The 16,027-nt window shown below is 49.2% G+C and carries 13 protein-coding genes and 1 tRNA gene; 13 read left to right on the forward strand and 1 reads right to left on the reverse strand.

The genetic code is table 11. The annotated features are described in order from the left end of the window. Positions 1 to 109 precede the first annotated feature (109 nt). The 13 genes from prfB to GA565_RS05070 all read left to right on the forward strand — a co-directional run bounded on the left by prfB (position 110) and on the right by GA565_RS05070 (position 15,015). A protein-coding gene (gene prfB / locus GA565_RS05005) for a peptide chain release factor 2 (RefSeq protein WP_152197584.1) occupies positions 110 to 1,208 on the forward strand; the annotation gives its coding sequence in 2 pieces (ribosomal slippage) (positions 110 to 184 and positions 186 to 1,208; 1,098 coding nt in all). Between the two features lie 9 nt (positions 1,209 to 1,217). Then, a complete protein-coding gene (lysS, locus tag GA565_RS05010; protein ID WP_152197585.1) occupies positions 1,218 to 2,750 on the forward strand; it encodes a lysine--tRNA ligase in 1,533 nt (510 codons plus the stop codon). A gap of 340 nt (positions 2,751 to 3,090) precedes the next feature. Then, complete coding sequence (locus tag GA565_RS05015) at positions 3,091 to 3,831, forward strand: gluconate 2-dehydrogenase subunit 3 family protein (RefSeq protein WP_152197586.1); 741 nt, start codon at positions 3,091 to 3,093, stop codon at positions 3,829 to 3,831. Positions 3,832 to 3,833: 2 nt separating this feature from the next. Further along, positions 3,834 to 5,618: a GMC family oxidoreductase gene (locus GA565_RS05020; protein WP_152197587.1), complete on the forward strand. Its 1,785-nt coding sequence runs from the start codon at positions 3,834 to 3,836 to the stop codon at positions 5,616 to 5,618. Positions 5,619 to 5,628: 10 nt separating this feature from the next. Next, positions 5,629 to 6,960 (forward strand): cytochrome c, encoded by a 1,332-nt coding sequence (locus GA565_RS05025; protein WP_152197588.1) that lies wholly within the window; start codon positions 5,629 to 5,631, stop codon positions 6,958 to 6,960. Between the two features lie 203 nt (positions 6,961 to 7,163). Then, a tRNA-Gly gene (locus tag GA565_RS05030) sits at positions 7,164 to 7,237 on the forward strand. 135 nt (positions 7,238 to 7,372) lie between these two features. Continuing rightward, complete coding sequence (locus GA565_RS05035) at positions 7,373 to 8,980, forward strand: site-specific integrase (protein WP_152197589.1); 1,608 nt, start codon at positions 7,373 to 7,375, stop codon at positions 8,978 to 8,980. After that, complete coding sequence (locus tag GA565_RS05040; RefSeq protein ID WP_152197590.1) at positions 8,946 to 9,605, forward strand: DUF4145 domain-containing protein; 660 nt, start codon at positions 8,946 to 8,948, stop codon at positions 9,603 to 9,605. The genes GA565_RS05035 and GA565_RS05040 overlap by 35 nt, the downstream gene beginning before the upstream one ends. Positions 9,606 to 10,575: 970 nt before the next feature. Next, positions 10,576 to 11,148 (forward strand): hypothetical protein, encoded by a 573-nt coding sequence (locus GA565_RS05045; protein WP_152197591.1) that lies wholly within the window; start codon positions 10,576 to 10,578, stop codon positions 11,146 to 11,148. A 394-nt stretch (positions 11,149 to 11,542) separates the two neighbouring features. Next, complete coding sequence (locus tag GA565_RS05055; protein WP_152197593.1) at positions 11,543 to 12,025, forward strand: hypothetical protein; 483 nt, start codon at positions 11,543 to 11,545, stop codon at positions 12,023 to 12,025. 106 nt (positions 12,026 to 12,131) lie between these two features. Further along, a complete protein-coding gene (locus GA565_RS05060; RefSeq protein WP_226950909.1) occupies positions 12,132 to 13,208 on the forward strand; it encodes a hypothetical protein in 1,077 nt (358 codons plus the stop codon). A 1,174-nt stretch (positions 13,209 to 14,382) separates the two neighbouring features. Beyond that, positions 14,383 to 14,733 (forward strand): hypothetical protein, encoded by a 351-nt coding sequence (locus tag GA565_RS05065; protein ID WP_152197594.1) that lies wholly within the window; start codon positions 14,383 to 14,385, stop codon positions 14,731 to 14,733. 15 nt (positions 14,734 to 14,748) lie between these two features. Beyond that, complete coding sequence (locus tag GA565_RS05070) at positions 14,749 to 15,015, forward strand: DUF2767 family protein (RefSeq protein ID WP_152197595.1); 267 nt, start codon at positions 14,749 to 14,751, stop codon at positions 15,013 to 15,015. 153 nt (positions 15,016 to 15,168) lie between these two features. Here the strand turns inward: GA565_RS05070 and GA565_RS05075 are convergent, their stop codons facing one another. Then, a complete protein-coding gene (locus GA565_RS05075) occupies positions 15,169 to 15,954 on the reverse strand; it encodes a MipA/OmpV family protein (RefSeq protein ID WP_152197596.1) in 786 nt (261 codons plus the stop codon). Between the last annotated feature and the right edge of the window lie 73 nt (positions 15,955 to 16,027).

The raw sequence follows: 16,027 nt of genomic DNA on the forward strand, positions 1-16,027 counted from the left end.
TAGTGTAATTGTCACTCGACTTGCTATAAAACAGCCGCATATTCCTTTAGAATGTGCGGTTCGAATGGCGCTGTGCCAGATTTGACTCAACGTAAGACGCGAAAAAATCATGTTTGAAATTAATCCGGTAAAAAACCGCATTCAAGACTTGGCCGAAAGGGCCGCGGTTATTAGGGGGTATCTTTGACTATGATGCCAAGAAAGAACGCCTCGAAGAAGTAAACGCCGAGCTGGAACAGCCGGACGTATGGAACGAACCTGAACGCGCGCAGGCGCTGGGCAAAGAGCGCTCGGCGCTGGAAGCCATTGTCGATACCATTGATGAGTTGACTCAGGGCCGTGAAGATGTGACCGGTCTGCTTGAGTTGGCGATTGAAGCTGAAGACGAAGAAACATTTAATGAAGCCGTAGCTGAGCTTGACGTGCTGATGACCAAGCTTGAACAGCTTGAATTCCGTCGTATGTTCTCTGGCGAATACGACAGTGCCGACTGCTATCTGGATATCCAGGCAGGCTCCGGCGGCACCGAGGCTCAGGACTGGGCCAGCATGCTGCTGCGTATGTTCCTGCGTTGGGCCGATTCTCGCGGCTTCAAAACCGAAATCATTGAAGAATCTGATGGCGACGTTGCTGGCACCAAATCGGCCACCGTCAAAATCATTGGTGACTATGCGTTCGGCTGGCTGCGTACTGAAACCGGCGTGCATCGCCTGGTACGTAAAAGCCCGTTCGACTCGGGCGGTCGTCGCCATACCTCCTTCAGTTCGGTGTTCGTTTATCCTGAAGTTGACGACGATATTGACATCGAAATCAATCCGTCAGATTTGCGTATCGACGTTTACCGTGCCTCCGGTGCCGGTGGTCAGCACGTCAACAAAACCGAATCTGCGGTGCGTATTACACATATGCCAACCAACATTGTGGTGCAGTGTCAGAACGACCGTTCACAGCATAAGAACAAAGATCAGGCCATGAAGCAGCTGAAAGCCAAGCTTTATGAGTATGAAATGCAAAAGAAAAATGCTGATAAACAACAGGCAGAAGACAACAAGTCTGATATCGGTTGGGGCAGCCAGATCCGTTCCTACGTTCTGGATGACTCACGTATCAAAGACCTGCGCACAGGTGTTGAAACACGCAATACACAGGCCGTATTAGATGGCGACCTGGATAAATTCATCGAAGCAAGTTTGAAAGCCGGGTTATAAGGAACCGAAATGTCTGAGCAACAACCATCTGGGCAGCAGCCACAGGGCGCAGAACACGTGCAGGAACTTAACAACGAGCTGAAAGCGCGTCGTGAGAAGCTGGCCCTTTTGCGTGAAAAAGGCATCGCTTTCCCGAACGATTTCCGTCGTGATAGCATTTCTGATGCACTGCACGCTGAATATGGCAACAAAGAAAACGAAGAGCTGGAAGCGCTAAACGTCGAAGTCACCGTGGGTGGCCGTATGATGACCCGCCGTATCATGGGTAAAGCGTCTTTCGTCACCTTGCAAGACGTTGGCGGTCGTATTCAGCTGTACGTTTCGCGTGACGACCTGCTTGAAGGTCAGTACAACGAAGAGTTCAAGAAGTGGGATCTGGGCGATATCCTTGGTGCACGCGGTAAGCTGTTCAAAACCAAGACCGGCGAACTCTCTATCCACGTTACTGAACTGCGTCTGTTGACCAAAGCGCTGCGTCCGTTGCCAGACAAGTTCCACGGCCTTGCCGATCAGGAAACCCGTTATCGTCAGCGTTATCTTGATCTGATTGCTAACGACGAGTCGCGCAACACCTTTAAAATCCGCTCACAAATCATGGCTGGCATCCGCAAGTTCATGGTTGAGCAGGACTTTATGGAAGTTGAAACGCCGATGATGCAGGTTATTCCCGGCGGTGCTTCTGCGCGTCCGTTTATCACTCACCACAATGCGCTGGACATCGACATGTACCTGCGTATCGCGCCAGAACTGTATCTTAAGCGTTTGGTGGTGGGCGGCTTCGACCGCGTATTCGAGATCAACCGTAACTTCCGTAACGAAGGCGTTTCTCCGCGTCATAACCCAGAGTTCACCATGATGGAACTCTATATGGCGTATGCGGATTATCGCGACCTGATCGTGCTGACAGAATCTTTGTTCCGCACGCTAACCGAAACTATTCTCGGCAGCAGCGTTGTGCAGTATGGCGATCAAACCTTCGACTTCGGTAAGCCGTTTACCAAGCTGACCATGACCGAAGCCATTCTTAAATATCGTCCTGAAACCAACGTAGCCGATCTGGCAGACATGGCGAAGGCGACGGTTATCGCGGAATCTCTTGGTATTAAAATCGAGAAGAGCTGGGGTCTGGGCCGTATCGTGTGTGAAATCTTTGAAGAAACCGCTGAAAGCCAATTGATTCAGCCGACCTTCATTACCGAATACCCAGCTGAGGTTTCTCCGCTGGCGCGCCGCAACGACGAGAATCCAGAAGTGACCGATCGCTTCGAGTTCTTTATCGGCGGACGTGAAATCGGAAACGGCTTCTCTGAGCTCAATGACGCAGAAGATCAGGCTCAGCGCTTTGCTGACCAGGTTGCGGCGAAAGACGCAGGCGATGACGAAGCGATGTTCTATGACGAAGATTATGTGACCGCGCTGGAACACGGTATGCCACCAACCGCCGGCCTCGGCATTGGTATCGACCGTATGGTTATGCTGTTCACCAACAGCCACACCATCCGCGACGTTATTCTGTTCCCGGCCATGCGCCCACAGAAGTAATCGTGCTACACCCTCTCCTGCCAAGGAGGGGGTGAATTCTTTTCTTCGCTATATTGTCGTATCACGCTAAATCCCCTCACTTTTATCTTGAAAATCCTGCTGCATCGTTAACTTTTTTCTTAAAATTTATGCGTAAAAATTACAGTATTATTTGTAATTTATAAGCGTAAGTTTACAAGGTGAAACATTTATTGGCATCAATAGCCAATTACACTCATTAACATTGTGGTAAAATTTTTACATATTCTTCCTGATATGTAAGGAAGGAATTAACAACTTATAACGCTGGTAATAGGCGTATAACAAATTTCCCCAACATTTTGGTTATTCAACACCCGCTATGTCGTCTAAAACTACTGGAAATTCCCGTCGAGACTTCCTTCTCAAAACCATCGCAATTGCTCCCGCTGTGGCTTTAAATGGAACCGGTTTCATGGCTATGTCAGCGCCCGCTCAGGCCGGTGAACAAAAGCCGTCCGAGTCGTCATCTGCTGTGAAGGCCCCTGATTATCACCCCACCAAATTTACCGCCGAAGAGTACGCCTTTGTGCAGGCTGCAGTCGCGCGGCTTATTCCGGCCGACGATCGTGGGCCTGGCGCGCTGGAAGCCGGTGTGCCTGAGTTCATCGACCGTCAAATGGATACGCCTTATGCCACCGGTGCCAATTGGTACATGCAGGGGCCTTTTCATCCTGAAGCCGAACATGATTTTGGTTACCAGTTGCCGCTGGGGCCTTTCGCGATTTATCAGCTGGGTATCAGCGATGCCAATGACTTTTCAAAAGCCAAATTCGGCAAGGTATTCACTGAGCTGACGACAGAGCAGCAAGAGTCCCTACTGATGGAATTTGAGAGCGGCAAAGCCGAGTTCAAACAGGTTCCTAGCAAAGTTTTCTTCTCTTTCCTGCTGCAAAACACCCGTGAAGGCTTCTTCAGTGACCCGATCCACGGTGGCAATCACCAGATGGTCGGCTGGAAGCTCATCGGATTCCCCGGTGCCCGTGCAGACTTTATGGACTGGGTTGAACGCGGCGAACGTTATCCGTTCCCGCCGGTGTCTATCAGTGGTGAAAGAGCGTAATTATGTCTAAAGCAATGAAGAAAGTTGATGCAGTCATCGTCGGTTTTGGTTGGGCCGGTTCAATTATGGCCAAAGAGCTGACTGAAGCCGGTTTGAGCGTGGTTGCCCTAGAACGTGGGCCGAGCCGTGATACCTATCCAGACGGCGCCTATCCGCAGGTAGTGGATGAGCTGACCTATAACATCCGTAAAAAGCTGTTCCAGGACTTGTCGAAAAGCACGGTGACTATTCGTCACAACGTGACCCAGACCGCCATGCCTTATCGCCAGCTTAATGCATTTCTTCCTGGAACCGGTACCGGTGGCGCAGGTCTGCACTGGTCTGGCGTACATTTTCGGGTGGATCCTGTCGAATTAAACCTGCGCAGCCACTATGAAGAACGCTACGGCAAGAAATTTATTCCTGAGGGCATGACCATTCAGGACTTCGGCGTTAACTATAACGAGCTGGAGCCGTTCTTCGACAAAGCCGAGAAAGTGTTTGGTACCTCCGGTTCGCCGTGGACGATTAAAGGTCAGTTAGTTGGTAAAGACAAAGGCGGAAATCCGTTTGCGCCAGACCGCTCCGACCGTTTTCCGCTTCCGGCACAAAAACGCACCTATTCTGCTCAGCTGTTTGCTCAGGCTGCGGAGTCCGTGGGGTATCATCCTTACGACCTGCCGTCTGCCAACACTTCCGGCCCGTATACCAATACCTACGGCGCACAGATGGGTCCGTGCAACTTCTGCGGCTACTGCAGCGGCTATGCGTGCTACATGTATTCCAAAGCTTCACCGAACGTCAATATTTTGCCGTCGCTGCGTCAGGAGTCGAAGTTTGAGCTGCGCAACAATGCCTACGTGCTGCGCGTTAACCTGACCGGTGACAAAAAACGCGCTACCGGTGTGACCTACGTGGACGCGCTCGGCCAGCAGATTGAGCAGCCAGCTGATCTGGTTATTCTCTCCGCATTCCAGTTCCACAACGTTCACCTGATGCTGCTTTCTGGCATCGGTAAACCTTATGATCCAGTGACTAACGAAGGTGTAGTGGGCCGCAACTTTGCGTACCAAAACCTGACCACCATCAAAACCTTTTTTGAGACCGACAAGTTCACTAACACCTTTATTGGTGCCGGTGGAGCCGGTGTGGGTGTCGACGATTTCAACGCCGACAACTTCGACCACGCCAAATACGGCTTCGTCGGCGGCTCACCGTTCTGGGTAAACCAGGCCGGTTCCAAGCCAATTTCAGGCCTGCCAACCCCTCCGGGCACGCCAAACTGGGGCAGCAAGTGGAAGGCTGCGGTGGCCGATGCTTACACCCACAACGTTTCAATGGACGCCCACGGGGCGCATCAGTCTTATCGTGCAAACTATCTTGACCTCGATCCGACCTACAAAGACGTCTACGGCCAGCCGCTGCTGCGCATGACCTTTGACTGGCAGGAAAACGACGTGAAGATGTCGCAATTCATGTACGACAAAATGCACAAAATCGCCGAAGCGATGAACCCGAAACTGATCACCGGTGCGCCTAAAAATGCCAATACGCATTTCGACAGCACCGTTTATCAGACCACCCACATGAACGGCGGGGCGGTTATGGGTGAAGATCCAAAAACCAGCGCCGTTAACCGCTATTTGCAAAGCTGGGACGTGCACAACGTCTTTGTGCCGGGTGCCTCCGCTTTCCCGCAGGGACTGGGTTATAACCCAACCGGCATGGTGGCAGCATTGACTTACTGGTCTGCAAAAGCAATCCGTGAGACCTATTTGAAAAACCCAGGCCCACTGGTACAGGCATAAGGATATCGCTATGAAAACATTACTTTCTGCTTTGTTCCTGGGATCGGTGGCCTTTGCTGCACTGGCCGATGATAGCGCCAATGCGGACCTGATTAAACGCGGTGAATATCTGGCGAGAGCCGGTGACTGTGTGGCCTGCCATACCACGGCGGGCGGCAAGCCGTTTGCCGGTGGGCTAAAAATGGTCACGCCGATAGGCGCTATTTACTCCACTAACATCACGCCGGATAAAACCAACGGCATCGGCGACTACACGCTCGAAGATTTTGAAAAAGCAGTGCGTAAAGGCGTGGCGAAAAACGGTCAGACGCTGTATCCGGCGATGCCGTTCCCGTCCTATTCCGTAGTGAGCGATGAAGATATGAAGGCGCTGTATGCCTACTTCATGCACGGCGTTGAGCCGGTTGCCGAACCTAACCGCGACAGCGATATTCCGTGGCCGCTTTCTATGAGATGGCCTCTGGCTATCTGGCGTACCGCTTTCGCGCCGAAGGTGCAGCCTTTCGCCGGTAAACTTGATGAAGACTCGCAGCTTGCGCGCGGCCGTTATCTGGTTGAAGGCCTGGGCCACTGCGGCGCTTGCCACACCCCGCGCAGCATCACCATGCAGGAAAAAGCCATGAATAATGGCGAAGGTAATAACTTCCTCTCCGGCAGCGCGGCGCCTGTTGATGGCTGGACCGCCAGCAATCTGCGTGGCGATAATCAGGATGGATTGGGTCGCTGGAGCGAAGACGATCTGGTGCAGTTCCTGCGCACCGGCCGTAACGATCACACCGCCGTATTTGGCGGTATGACCGACGTGGTGAAACACAGCTTGCAGTACCTGACGCCGGAAGACGCCACGGCAATCGCTCGCTACCTTAAGTCGCTGGATGCCAAAGACAGCAGCAAACCGGCCTTCAAGCCGGACGACAGCGTGGCAAAAGCACTGTGGAAAGGTGACGACAGCAAACCCGGCGCCGCCGTGTATGTTGACAGCTGCGCCGCGTGTCATAAGACCGATGGGACTGGCTATAAGCGCTTCTTCCCAGAGCTGAAAGGTAATCCGGTGGTGCTGGCGAAAGATCCAACGTCGCTCATCCACATCGTGCTGACCGGTAATACATTGCCGGGCGTTATCGGTGCACCTTCGAACATCACCATGCCTGCTTTCGGCTGGCGTTTGAACAACCAGCAGGTGGCCGACGTGGTGAACTTTATCCGCACCAGCTGGGGCAACATGGCGCAAGAACCCGTCACCGCCGACGATGTCAAAAAGATCCGTGAAGACAAAAATGTCATCACCAGTCCAAAACAGTTAGGTAATAAGAATATCGAACTGCTGACGCCGATTGAGTAAGCCGCTTATTGCACAGGATACGGCATCGATTAAGCATGAGATGCGCTTCTTCATTTAAGCGCTGTTAATAAACAAAGGGGTCGCCTGTGATACAGGCGACCCCTTTATGTTTTTTGAGCTAAATGATTAAATCCTCAGCAATTATTTGGATGCATTCCTTGCTAGTACTGCGTAACCCGTTATAATGCCAGCCACACATCGAAGCGGGTGTAGTTCAATGGTAGAACGGTAGCTTCCCAAGCTGCATACGAGGGTTCGATTCCCTTCACCCGCTCCAAGACACTTCTTAAAGCTTCCTAACTAACTGAATCCTAAGGGACACGGCTTAAAGCCATCCATTAGTTTTACTCTCTGTAACTAACACTGTGACTAAATGGTGTTGATATGGTGAGCAGACCTAGGGTCTCAGCACATGAGTTATTCCCACACATACCTTTACCAACGTAATAATGTTTTTTATATCAGACTCCGAGTCCATGCTTGCTTGAACCTTACGCAGCGTTATAAGTTGACCTCAGTATCATTACGAACTAAGGACAGACGCACAGCCATGGCTCGCTCCAGACATATTCAGTCGGCACTTAAAGCAATCCACGCAGACAACCCGAATGCCTCTTATGAAGAACTGAGGGAGCACTTGCGGACAATCGTCGAGTGGGAGCTAGGGGTCAGCCGTGACCTTAATAACCCTGAGTCGTACCAGCTTTATTTTGACCAATATGACGACATCAAGACAAATCTCCGAGAGGCTGTTGCGACCGAAAGCCTGAGCATAGGTCAGCACCGTTATATCAACGATGTTATTGCTGTACTTAAGGCGTGTCAGGATAGACTTAAAGGCGACAGTTCGAGCTTATTGTCTTACCTTGAGCCGCTTCCAGTCGTCCACTCGTCCCTATCTGTATTACCGGAAGTCCCATCACCTAAAGTCATCTCATTGTCTTCACTGGTCGAACAATTCGAGCAGGAGAATATTCAGAACTGGAAGCCTGCGACTTTAAGCGAGAACCGAGCAGCCCATGCGACCCTTATTGAGATATTTGGCTATCTGGATATTAACGATGTAAGCGAGACCACTCGTTCCGACATGCATAGAGTACGTGAAGTCCTCCAGCTGTTGCCAAAGAATCGTAAGCAGCGATTTAAGGGATTATCGTTGGCTAAAATATTGGCTCGTAGTATCGACGATAGGTCCTCTGAATGCTTGGATGTCGTGACCATCAATAACAAATATCTCGTCAAGATGGCGGCAATCTTTAAATGGGCACTGCGTAACGACCTCATTAAAAAGAATCTAACGGAAGGTCTCGAGCTTAAGGTCCCTCTGCGTAAAGCTTCAGACGCTAGAAGTGCTTTCCATCCTGAGCAGGTGGTGGCTTTACTTAATGCCGCAAAGGATTATTCAAGGAAACCTTCTGGTAAGCCTTTTCATTACTTCGTACCAGCCATAGCGTCCATTACTGGAGCCCGAATCAATGAGGTGTCTCAACTTCAGGTCAAAGACATCAAGACCACTGAAGCAGGGACGCCGTATATTCATATCAATGAGGACGATACCAGCTTATCAGGCAAGAGCATCAAGAATCCGCACAGTGACCGCTGTGTGCCTCTGGTCGATGGGGCTTATGGTTTTGCCCTAGCTGACTTTATGCAATTGGTGGAGGGCCGTAGGAAAGCTGCCGGCGATGATGCTATGTTGTTTGAGGGGCTGCGCTTAATGAAGAACGGTTACGGTGAGCAGGTGAGCAAATGGTTTAACCGAACGTTGCTGCCTAAAGTCCTCGCTGACCGTAGCGGCTTAGCGTTCCACTCGTTTCGACATACTGTTGCGACCCAGTTAAAACAACATGGGGTCGAATTGGCGTATGCTCAGGCGATTATGGGTCATAGCTCAGGGTCTATAACTTACGACCGTTACGCTAAAGAGGTCGAGGTAGACAGATTGGTTAAAGTAATGGCTGATGTTTATAAGGGGACTGGAATAAATGGCAGTACCATACACAGCACCAGAGCATCGTGAAGAGGCTTTTAATTGCCCACACTGTGAGGCTTACGCAAAGCAAGAATGGTTTTCATTAAGTTATTCAAATGGTAGTTATGGCTATAATGCGCACATGGATTTAAGCATATGTTCACGTTGCGAAGGATTGGCCTATTGGCATGATGATAAACTAATTATCCCGCAAAGCTCTACTATCGAAATGCCTAATACAGATATGCCAGAAGACTGTAAGTCCGACTATATGGAAGCCAGAAGCATTATTAATCTGTCTCCTAAAGGTGCTGCTGCACTCCTGCGCTTGAGTCTTCAGAAGCTGATGGTCCACCTTGGCGAACCGGGGAAGCATATCGACACGGACATTAAGTCCCTTGTAGCTAAAGGGCTGTCTCCGCTTGTCCAGCGAGCCGCTGACATCTGTCGTATAGTTGGAAATCAGGCTGTCCATCCGGGAGAGATTAGCATTGATGACGACCCACAGTTGGCACATGGTCTATTTAAACTGCTGAATATTATTGTCACTGAGCAGATTACCAGACCAAAAGAAGTTGAAGCCATGTTTAACAGTATGCCGGAAGGGGCACTCAAGGGCATTGAAAATCGAGATAGGAAGGCGAAAGAACAGCAGCAAGGAGCTCACGAGTAAGGCTGGCGGGTCGTGGGGACTAAACTATCACTATAGGAGGACGAGATAGTCCTGACCAAATTACTTAGCTTTGACCACGGGCAGCAGACCGGATTGGAAACCATCTGCGCAGTCCCTAGCCTCTCGAAGGAAATGACTCAAAGCTTATTTCATTAACGTAGGTATCTTTCTCCTTGGCGGGCGGAGAGCAGTAGTAGTCATCCGACTTAATCGTTGGCTCTGACATAAACGCTGTGCGAGATATTGAAGAACATAATCCCAGAAGAGTTAATCTTCAGGACGGGCGGAAACTCAAGGAGGTATGACCAGTAGTTTGGGTCGGGGCTTGAGGTTTGAGTCTGACCAGCAGGATGGGGCTGAGACTTAAAGTCCAGAATCCGGTCTGAGTGATTGTTTGATAAAAAACAATTAAAAAGACCATAAGCTAAGGTTAGACTTATGGTTTCTTAAAGTAAGACTCCAGTCGGCACTTTAAGCCAGCCCATAGGTAATAAGTTTAGATGGATTGTCTAATCACAATTACCCTCTTCACCTTGAGTCTCTCGGGCGCCTTCGGCTGTCTGGACTATTGGTCTCTGTAGTTATTTAAACTGTGCCCTAAACCCCACCGCTTTTAAGATTCCCCTAGGGTCGAGAGACCTGCTGCATAGGACTCGACCTTAACTATCACTATAGGAACACTGGCTGTTCAAGCCGCAGTCCTTCTGCTTAATCGCAGCCGCTTCTCTGGGGTCTCACTCCTTCATTGGCCTATCGGTGGTTAGACCTCAACGCGTCTAGTATCAGAGGCTTCGAGTCACTCAGGTGAAATTTCCAGACTGAAATTACATACCATGACCTCACACGTCATTACTTCAATCTTAAAGCCGTTCTGTTTGCATCCTGTTGCCTTCTGGTCTCCCTCGCTTGGGGACTTTGAGTGGTCAGATGGGGTGTGACTTCAGGATGCAAAACAAAAAGGAATCAAGCAATGAATAACTCTCACCACATTATCCATATCGACGGTCATCCATTCCAAGCTGATGATAGCGGGCTGTGGAACCTGACAGAGATTTGGAAGACGTTGGGTCTTACCCGCTCTAAAGCTCCATCTGAATGGCGAACAATAGAGGCTAAGCGCTTCGCAGGATGCCCGCAAAAAATGCGGTCATTAGGTCAGGGTGTTACATCCCACATTCTTGCAGACAAGCAGGTAACTCTACGCTATGCCGGTTGGGTCTCCTTCAAGTTCGAAGATATGGTCTACGCAGCCTTCGAGGCCGTCTTAGCAATGCCGGAAGTTGCCGCTGTGGTGGCTAACAAGATGGTCGAGCTAGGCTATCGAGCCGAGGCCGAATTACTGGAGCGTCACACCAATGCTGATGCAGACTATGCTATTAGGCAGTGTAACCGACTCTTCAAAAAGGTTGACCAACGTAGCCCTGAGCACCTCTATAAAGCTGTCCAGAATGGTACTATGACCAAGGAAAGAGCGTTAAGTCTAATCCCATCTAAGAGCGTCTGGGCTGGCCGTGTGGAGGCTATTTATGTCTATGATTTCTAACATACCAACAAGCTCTGCTAGCCCCAAAGTCCAAAAGCCAGACTGTAGAGTCCCTGACCGTCGATTCATTGACCCGCGCACACCTGAGGGCCGTATGACTCTCCGTTATCGTGGCTACAGGACTGAAGTCATCCTGAAGGAGCTTGGTCTGGACCCAGAAGATGCGACCCGCGAGCGCCGACCACGAAACGAACTGATAGCGCAACTGGTCGCTATGAAACTGTCGTCAGCTCACGTTAGTAACTCGCCAACCTGCTCAGTTTTGAGCGCGTTAAGCTCCTCAGCCATAACCTAATTTTAACCTTTTGAGCTGACCTATGCGGGGAGACCGTAGGCATTACCTTGCCTGCGAGACCGATAAGCTCACACACACAAACTCAGAAGGAACCTAATCATGATGTTCGATAACAACGATTTTAAACTCCAAGTCTCCGACATTAGTCTTTACGAAAACACCTGTGTCATTGAGGGTCAGAAACAGCCTCTCAGCTTTGCCATTAAAACCCAAATCCCTGCCTATCTCTCAGGCCTGCCAGCACGCTCCGCTCCTGCACTGGAACTCCTAGAGCAACTTGCAGCTGCTGGAGTCAACATCAAGAACTTCTTCAGTGAAGATTTAGTGGCCGCTTACAGCCTCCATCAACAAGCCAAGGCCAAGGCAGCAGCCGAACAGGAAGCGATGGCTAGACAGCAGCGGGAACGCTTTGCAGAGATGACTATGAGTGAGGCTGAGCGCGACAATCGGGATGCTGAACGGGCTGCACGTAAACGGGCCATGCAAGAACATGGGGATTTAGTCAGACAAGCGATGACCTCAAGCAACCATAGCCGCGCCGCTGGTCTGGTGGAAGGTATGAACTGGATGGATAACATTTAAGCCCCAGCCCACCAACGGCCACACTAGCAATGCTAGCCTCAAGTGACATTTGGTCCTGACCCAAGGTTGGGACCCCAACAGAAAACTAATTCGGAGAATAATTATTATGACAAACGTAACCGTAACAAATAGCGCTGATGCAGCTCAGACCTTTAATACTACCGGTCCTCTAACTGGTAATGCTGCTTCTACCCGTCAGACCACAGGGGAAGCCTCCAAGCAGTTCGGTATTGAGCCAGCGTGCATCATTAATGGTGATAACATTCGCATTGATGAAGGCTTGCCGACCAATGCAGACCCACAGGTATACGCTCTATCGCTGGCTAAAATGGTCAAACAGATGCTGAACAGCGTCCTGACCGATGCTACTGCTAATATACCTTTCCCTGTGGAACTGTTGCCGACACGTAACTCATGGCCGACCCCTATCATTTCTCACACTCTGGCTGACCGCTCTGTTGCTGTACCAGTCCGTGGTGGTGGTAAACCTGAAGTCGTAACAGCCCCTTCTGGGTCTGAGATTACCGTAGAGCCTATCGAGAAGGCGCTGCTAGTCAGCTTCCAGTCCAAGCTATGGGATGCCAAGGTGACCACTGGCTACACCTCCCAGACCCTGCACCAAGATGCGTTGAACATTTGCGAAAATGTAGTCCGCTCCATTAACTCTCAGATGGTTGACGTCCTGACGACCTCCAAGTTACTGAAGTCAGTCACTCACACGCCGCTCACTGGCTCCCTTTCTGATAAAGCTGAAACCATCATGGACGCTTTATTTGAAAACACGGAGTCCTCTCTAGGCTCGCAGGTGTCTGATTACGGTATCATCGCCCATGAGTCCCAGCTAAAAGCTCTCGGACGTCTGGCTGCTAAACAAGGGTTTGGTGGTGACGAGGCCATCAAAGACATGCTGGGAACAGACCTCGCTTACTACAACGGGGCTGACCGTGGAGTCTTCATGATGGCTAAGGGGTTTACAGCTCTTTCATTCGGCTGCCTGCGCCATGATGGTGAACATGTTTCGGTTGTCCTCAGTCGAGACGGTGACGCTCAAGCTCATGACCTTGAGGTTCTAGGGAAAGTATTCGTGGTCGCAGAAGCTGCTACGAGCGTAGTAATGGGAGGTGGTGTTAAACCTGCGGTCCTGCCTGTTGTTAAACGTATTCAGTTCGGCGCTGCAAGCTAATCCAATACTCAGACCCACTAGCCCCAGTTACCTAGATGTCCCTTAAACCGGATGTCTAGGTATGTTTTATGTTACCGGTAACATTAACTAAAGACACACAGGAGGCCCGTTATGGACTTTATGTCATTACACGATGCTTACCTACTGTCTGTCTTTCTGATGGCTTTGGTTAGGCTCTTGGGTGGGCAATAGAGGACTTTTAGTTTACCAAGGTACCGACCCGTGGGGGATGTATAACAAAAATCTGAGGACCCACTTAATACATAGTCCCATCCTCAAGTCCCCCCATCGGCCCTCCGAATGCTGTACGTAAAGTCATGACGGGGAGGTGTGCTACAGGTTCTACTCCTTATTTGGGAATCGAACTGAAGCTTGACCAAAGATAACTCGATGTGTAACCTACACCGTAACCAACTGGGTTCAATGGTCTTTAAGAAACAAAGAGTTAGTAACCTATTGTCTTCGATGCTTGGGTTCCCTTCACCCGCTCCAAGACACTTCTTAAAGCTTCCTAACTAACTGAATCCTAAGGGACATGGCTTAAAGCCATCCATTAGTTTTACTCTCTGTAACTAACACTGTGAAGCAGAGCAATTTTGCGAACCACGTAGCACACCGATGTTCATGCTTTTTCCCATATGACTCACCCAAACAGCCGATATGAATAAATAGCCCCGCTATTTCCGCGATCTGTTCCAAAGCATTTTTGACGGTAAATTTGCCATTCCGCACCGGTCGCTGATGCCTGCAAAAAGTCGACCTGCACCTACCAAGCCTGACAGCATGAACAGTACCCTGTATTTTCTGTTAAGCGGGTCTTCACACGTTATACATATTTGGCCTGAGCGTGATGGGCTTTTGGATGATTTGAAAACGCTTCTTCTTAATATGATCCCTTAACCCATAGGGCAAATGATGAAAAAGAGTTCTGATATCTATTTCTTACCTGAATGGCAAAAATAGCTGACTAAAAAGTACAACAATATCAGTGAGAGGGCTTATGACGTTTTTTTCAATCTGCATACGGTATTGATATTGTCCTTTTTAGGTCTGTATTTATGTGGATTTTATGACACAGGTACAAATTAAAATTATTTAAAAAAACAAAATATCATGTTTGCTGTCCAATTCTTACCAACACCAAGGAACCTAACTAGCAGAGGATATTTTAAATATGCTAGAAAAAGAAAAAGCAAGGCTTACGACTATGTTCGAGACTGTTCTTGATCTTTCTAAAATATATCACTCTAAAAGTGTGGTTATTCTGACAAACAGCGATTGCCCCACTGATATTTTGAAGGCAGCTGTTAACGCCGTGAGTTCAAGAGGCGCTTCACGCCACATAGTAAAATTAAACGAACAAAACATCCCCAGCGAAATTGTTTGGTCTAGTGAATTAAACCTAAAAATGATCGATGCAAATAATGAGGATTTAGCTCAGAAAATATTAGTCGAAGTTGACCTCGTTTTTGAAGCACTAAATTCTTCTTACATGCACGTCAATAACCTGTTCACCTATCACTAGAATTTTGGAGTTACAATGAGTTATGAAGAACCCAATGCACTCTATGCTGAAGCGTGTAAATTGATTGGCGATACTGCTTTTCATTTTGCCGTGATGGGAAAAGAAACAAATAAATCCGAAATAGCAGATTTTTTGAAGTCAACATTGCGCGAGAAGAAAGAATCTCGACAGTCTGTAGAAAAATCTCTGCTGTATGCAATAAAACTTTTAGAAGAGTCTTTTGACAATGAGGCCAAAGAATCAAAATCTGCTTTTGAAGATAAAACATGTCAAAAAAAGTAACGCTTCGATATGATTTTTATTATTTTCCTCATGTACCTAAATGTTGCTTTACTGGCAATTTTTTTTTGATTAAAACGAGAGAATTATGTCCCGTTTTATATCAGAGATATTTACACGTAATTTACCCTCTTCACCTTAATGAGTTTCGAGGGATCAGTATGTATAAAGTATTGCCATATTTACCGACGTCTGGTTGGGTCTGAACACGATTGGGCTATCCTTGGCCTGTTTGTCTAGCCAGGTATAGCCGATACTGGCCAACGTGCCCCAGTGCGCAGTGAACTGGTGGCTCCATGTCAAGCTGCTGTCCACCCCATAAAATCCGCCGTTGGCCTGGTATGGGGCATAACCTGAACGAAGACCCTGTGAGTGACTCACGCCATAAAAGGTATTCATGTAACGGCTGTCGCCAAACAGTGCCGCGCTTTGAAGGGCTATCGTGTCAGTTTCATTCTGGAAGGGAAGCAGCGTCGCCGATGTCCGATACTGCACGCCTTGCCCGTCGGTGAGTGGGAGCGTAGCTTTACCTTCGAAGGTCAACCAGGGGGTCACTGACCAGCCAACCGCGATGGCGGTATTCAATGCGGCATTGATATTGCCCATGCCTTTAAGTTTGTTTGAACCGTCTCGCCAGTTTGAGTCCTGATCTGAACGGCCCAGACTATATCCCAACGTATGTTCGAGATAAAAACCGTTGTCGCTTTGCAGGTCATAGCCTAGGCCTTTCTGGCTATCGAAGAAAAATGCCCCGTCCCGAACCTGCAGTACGGGGGCAACCTGCCAGTGTCGTTTATCCGATCCGCTGTAACGCGGCGAATTTTCTCCTCCCATGCCTACTGTCAGGCTCGGCGCCGGTGTGGCAGTCTCCGCACGTGCAACGGCAATGCTGCTGGTGAAGGCAAAACAGATAATGTGCAGCAACAGTTTTCTGGTTATCATCGTAACTCCTCATCACTCATCATTCATTAATCGACCAACAAAAGCGGATTGCAGCCGCGTCTGAAACGCAGAG

Origin of the sequence: Rouxiella sp. S1S-2 (genome assembly GCF_009208105.1) — a bacterium.
In the GTDB taxonomy this organism is placed as follows: Bacteria; Pseudomonadota; Gammaproteobacteria; order Enterobacterales; family Enterobacteriaceae; genus Rouxiella.

What these genes read in the sequence shown, in the direction of transcription:
- lysS (WP_152197585.1), top strand. Translation starts at nt 1,218, where the DNA reads ATGTCTGAGCAACAACCATCTGGGCAGCAGCCACAGGGCGCAGAACAC.
- GA565_RS05015 (WP_152197586.1), top strand. Translation starts at nt 3,091, where the DNA reads ATGTCGTCTAAAACTACTGGAAATTCCCGTCGAGACTTCCTTCTCAAA.
- GA565_RS05020 (WP_152197587.1), top strand. Translation starts at nt 3,834, where the DNA reads ATGTCTAAAGCAATGAAGAAAGTTGATGCAGTCATCGTCGGTTTTGGT.
- GA565_RS05025 (WP_152197588.1), top strand. Translation starts at nt 5,629, where the DNA reads ATGAAAACATTACTTTCTGCTTTGTTCCTGGGATCGGTGGCCTTTGCT.
- GA565_RS05035 (WP_152197589.1), top strand. Translation starts at nt 7,373, where the DNA reads ATGAGTTATTCCCACACATACCTTTACCAACGTAATAATGTTTTTTAT.
- GA565_RS05040 (WP_152197590.1), top strand. Translation starts at nt 8,946, where the DNA reads ATGGCAGTACCATACACAGCACCAGAGCATCGTGAAGAGGCTTTTAAT.
- GA565_RS05045 (WP_152197591.1), top strand. Translation starts at nt 10,576, where the DNA reads ATGAATAACTCTCACCACATTATCCATATCGACGGTCATCCATTCCAA.
- GA565_RS05055 (WP_152197593.1), top strand. Translation starts at nt 11,543, where the DNA reads ATGATGTTCGATAACAACGATTTTAAACTCCAAGTCTCCGACATTAGT.
- GA565_RS05060 (WP_226950909.1), top strand. Translation starts at nt 12,132, where the DNA reads ATGACAAACGTAACCGTAACAAATAGCGCTGATGCAGCTCAGACCTTT.
- GA565_RS05065 (WP_152197594.1), top strand. Translation starts at nt 14,383, where the DNA reads ATGCTAGAAAAAGAAAAAGCAAGGCTTACGACTATGTTCGAGACTGTT.
- GA565_RS05070 (WP_152197595.1), top strand. Translation starts at nt 14,749, where the DNA reads ATGAGTTATGAAGAACCCAATGCACTCTATGCTGAAGCGTGTAAATTG.
- GA565_RS05075 (WP_152197596.1), bottom strand. Translation starts at nt 15,954, where the DNA reads ATGATAACCAGAAAACTGTTGCTGCACATTATCTGTTTTGCCTTCACC.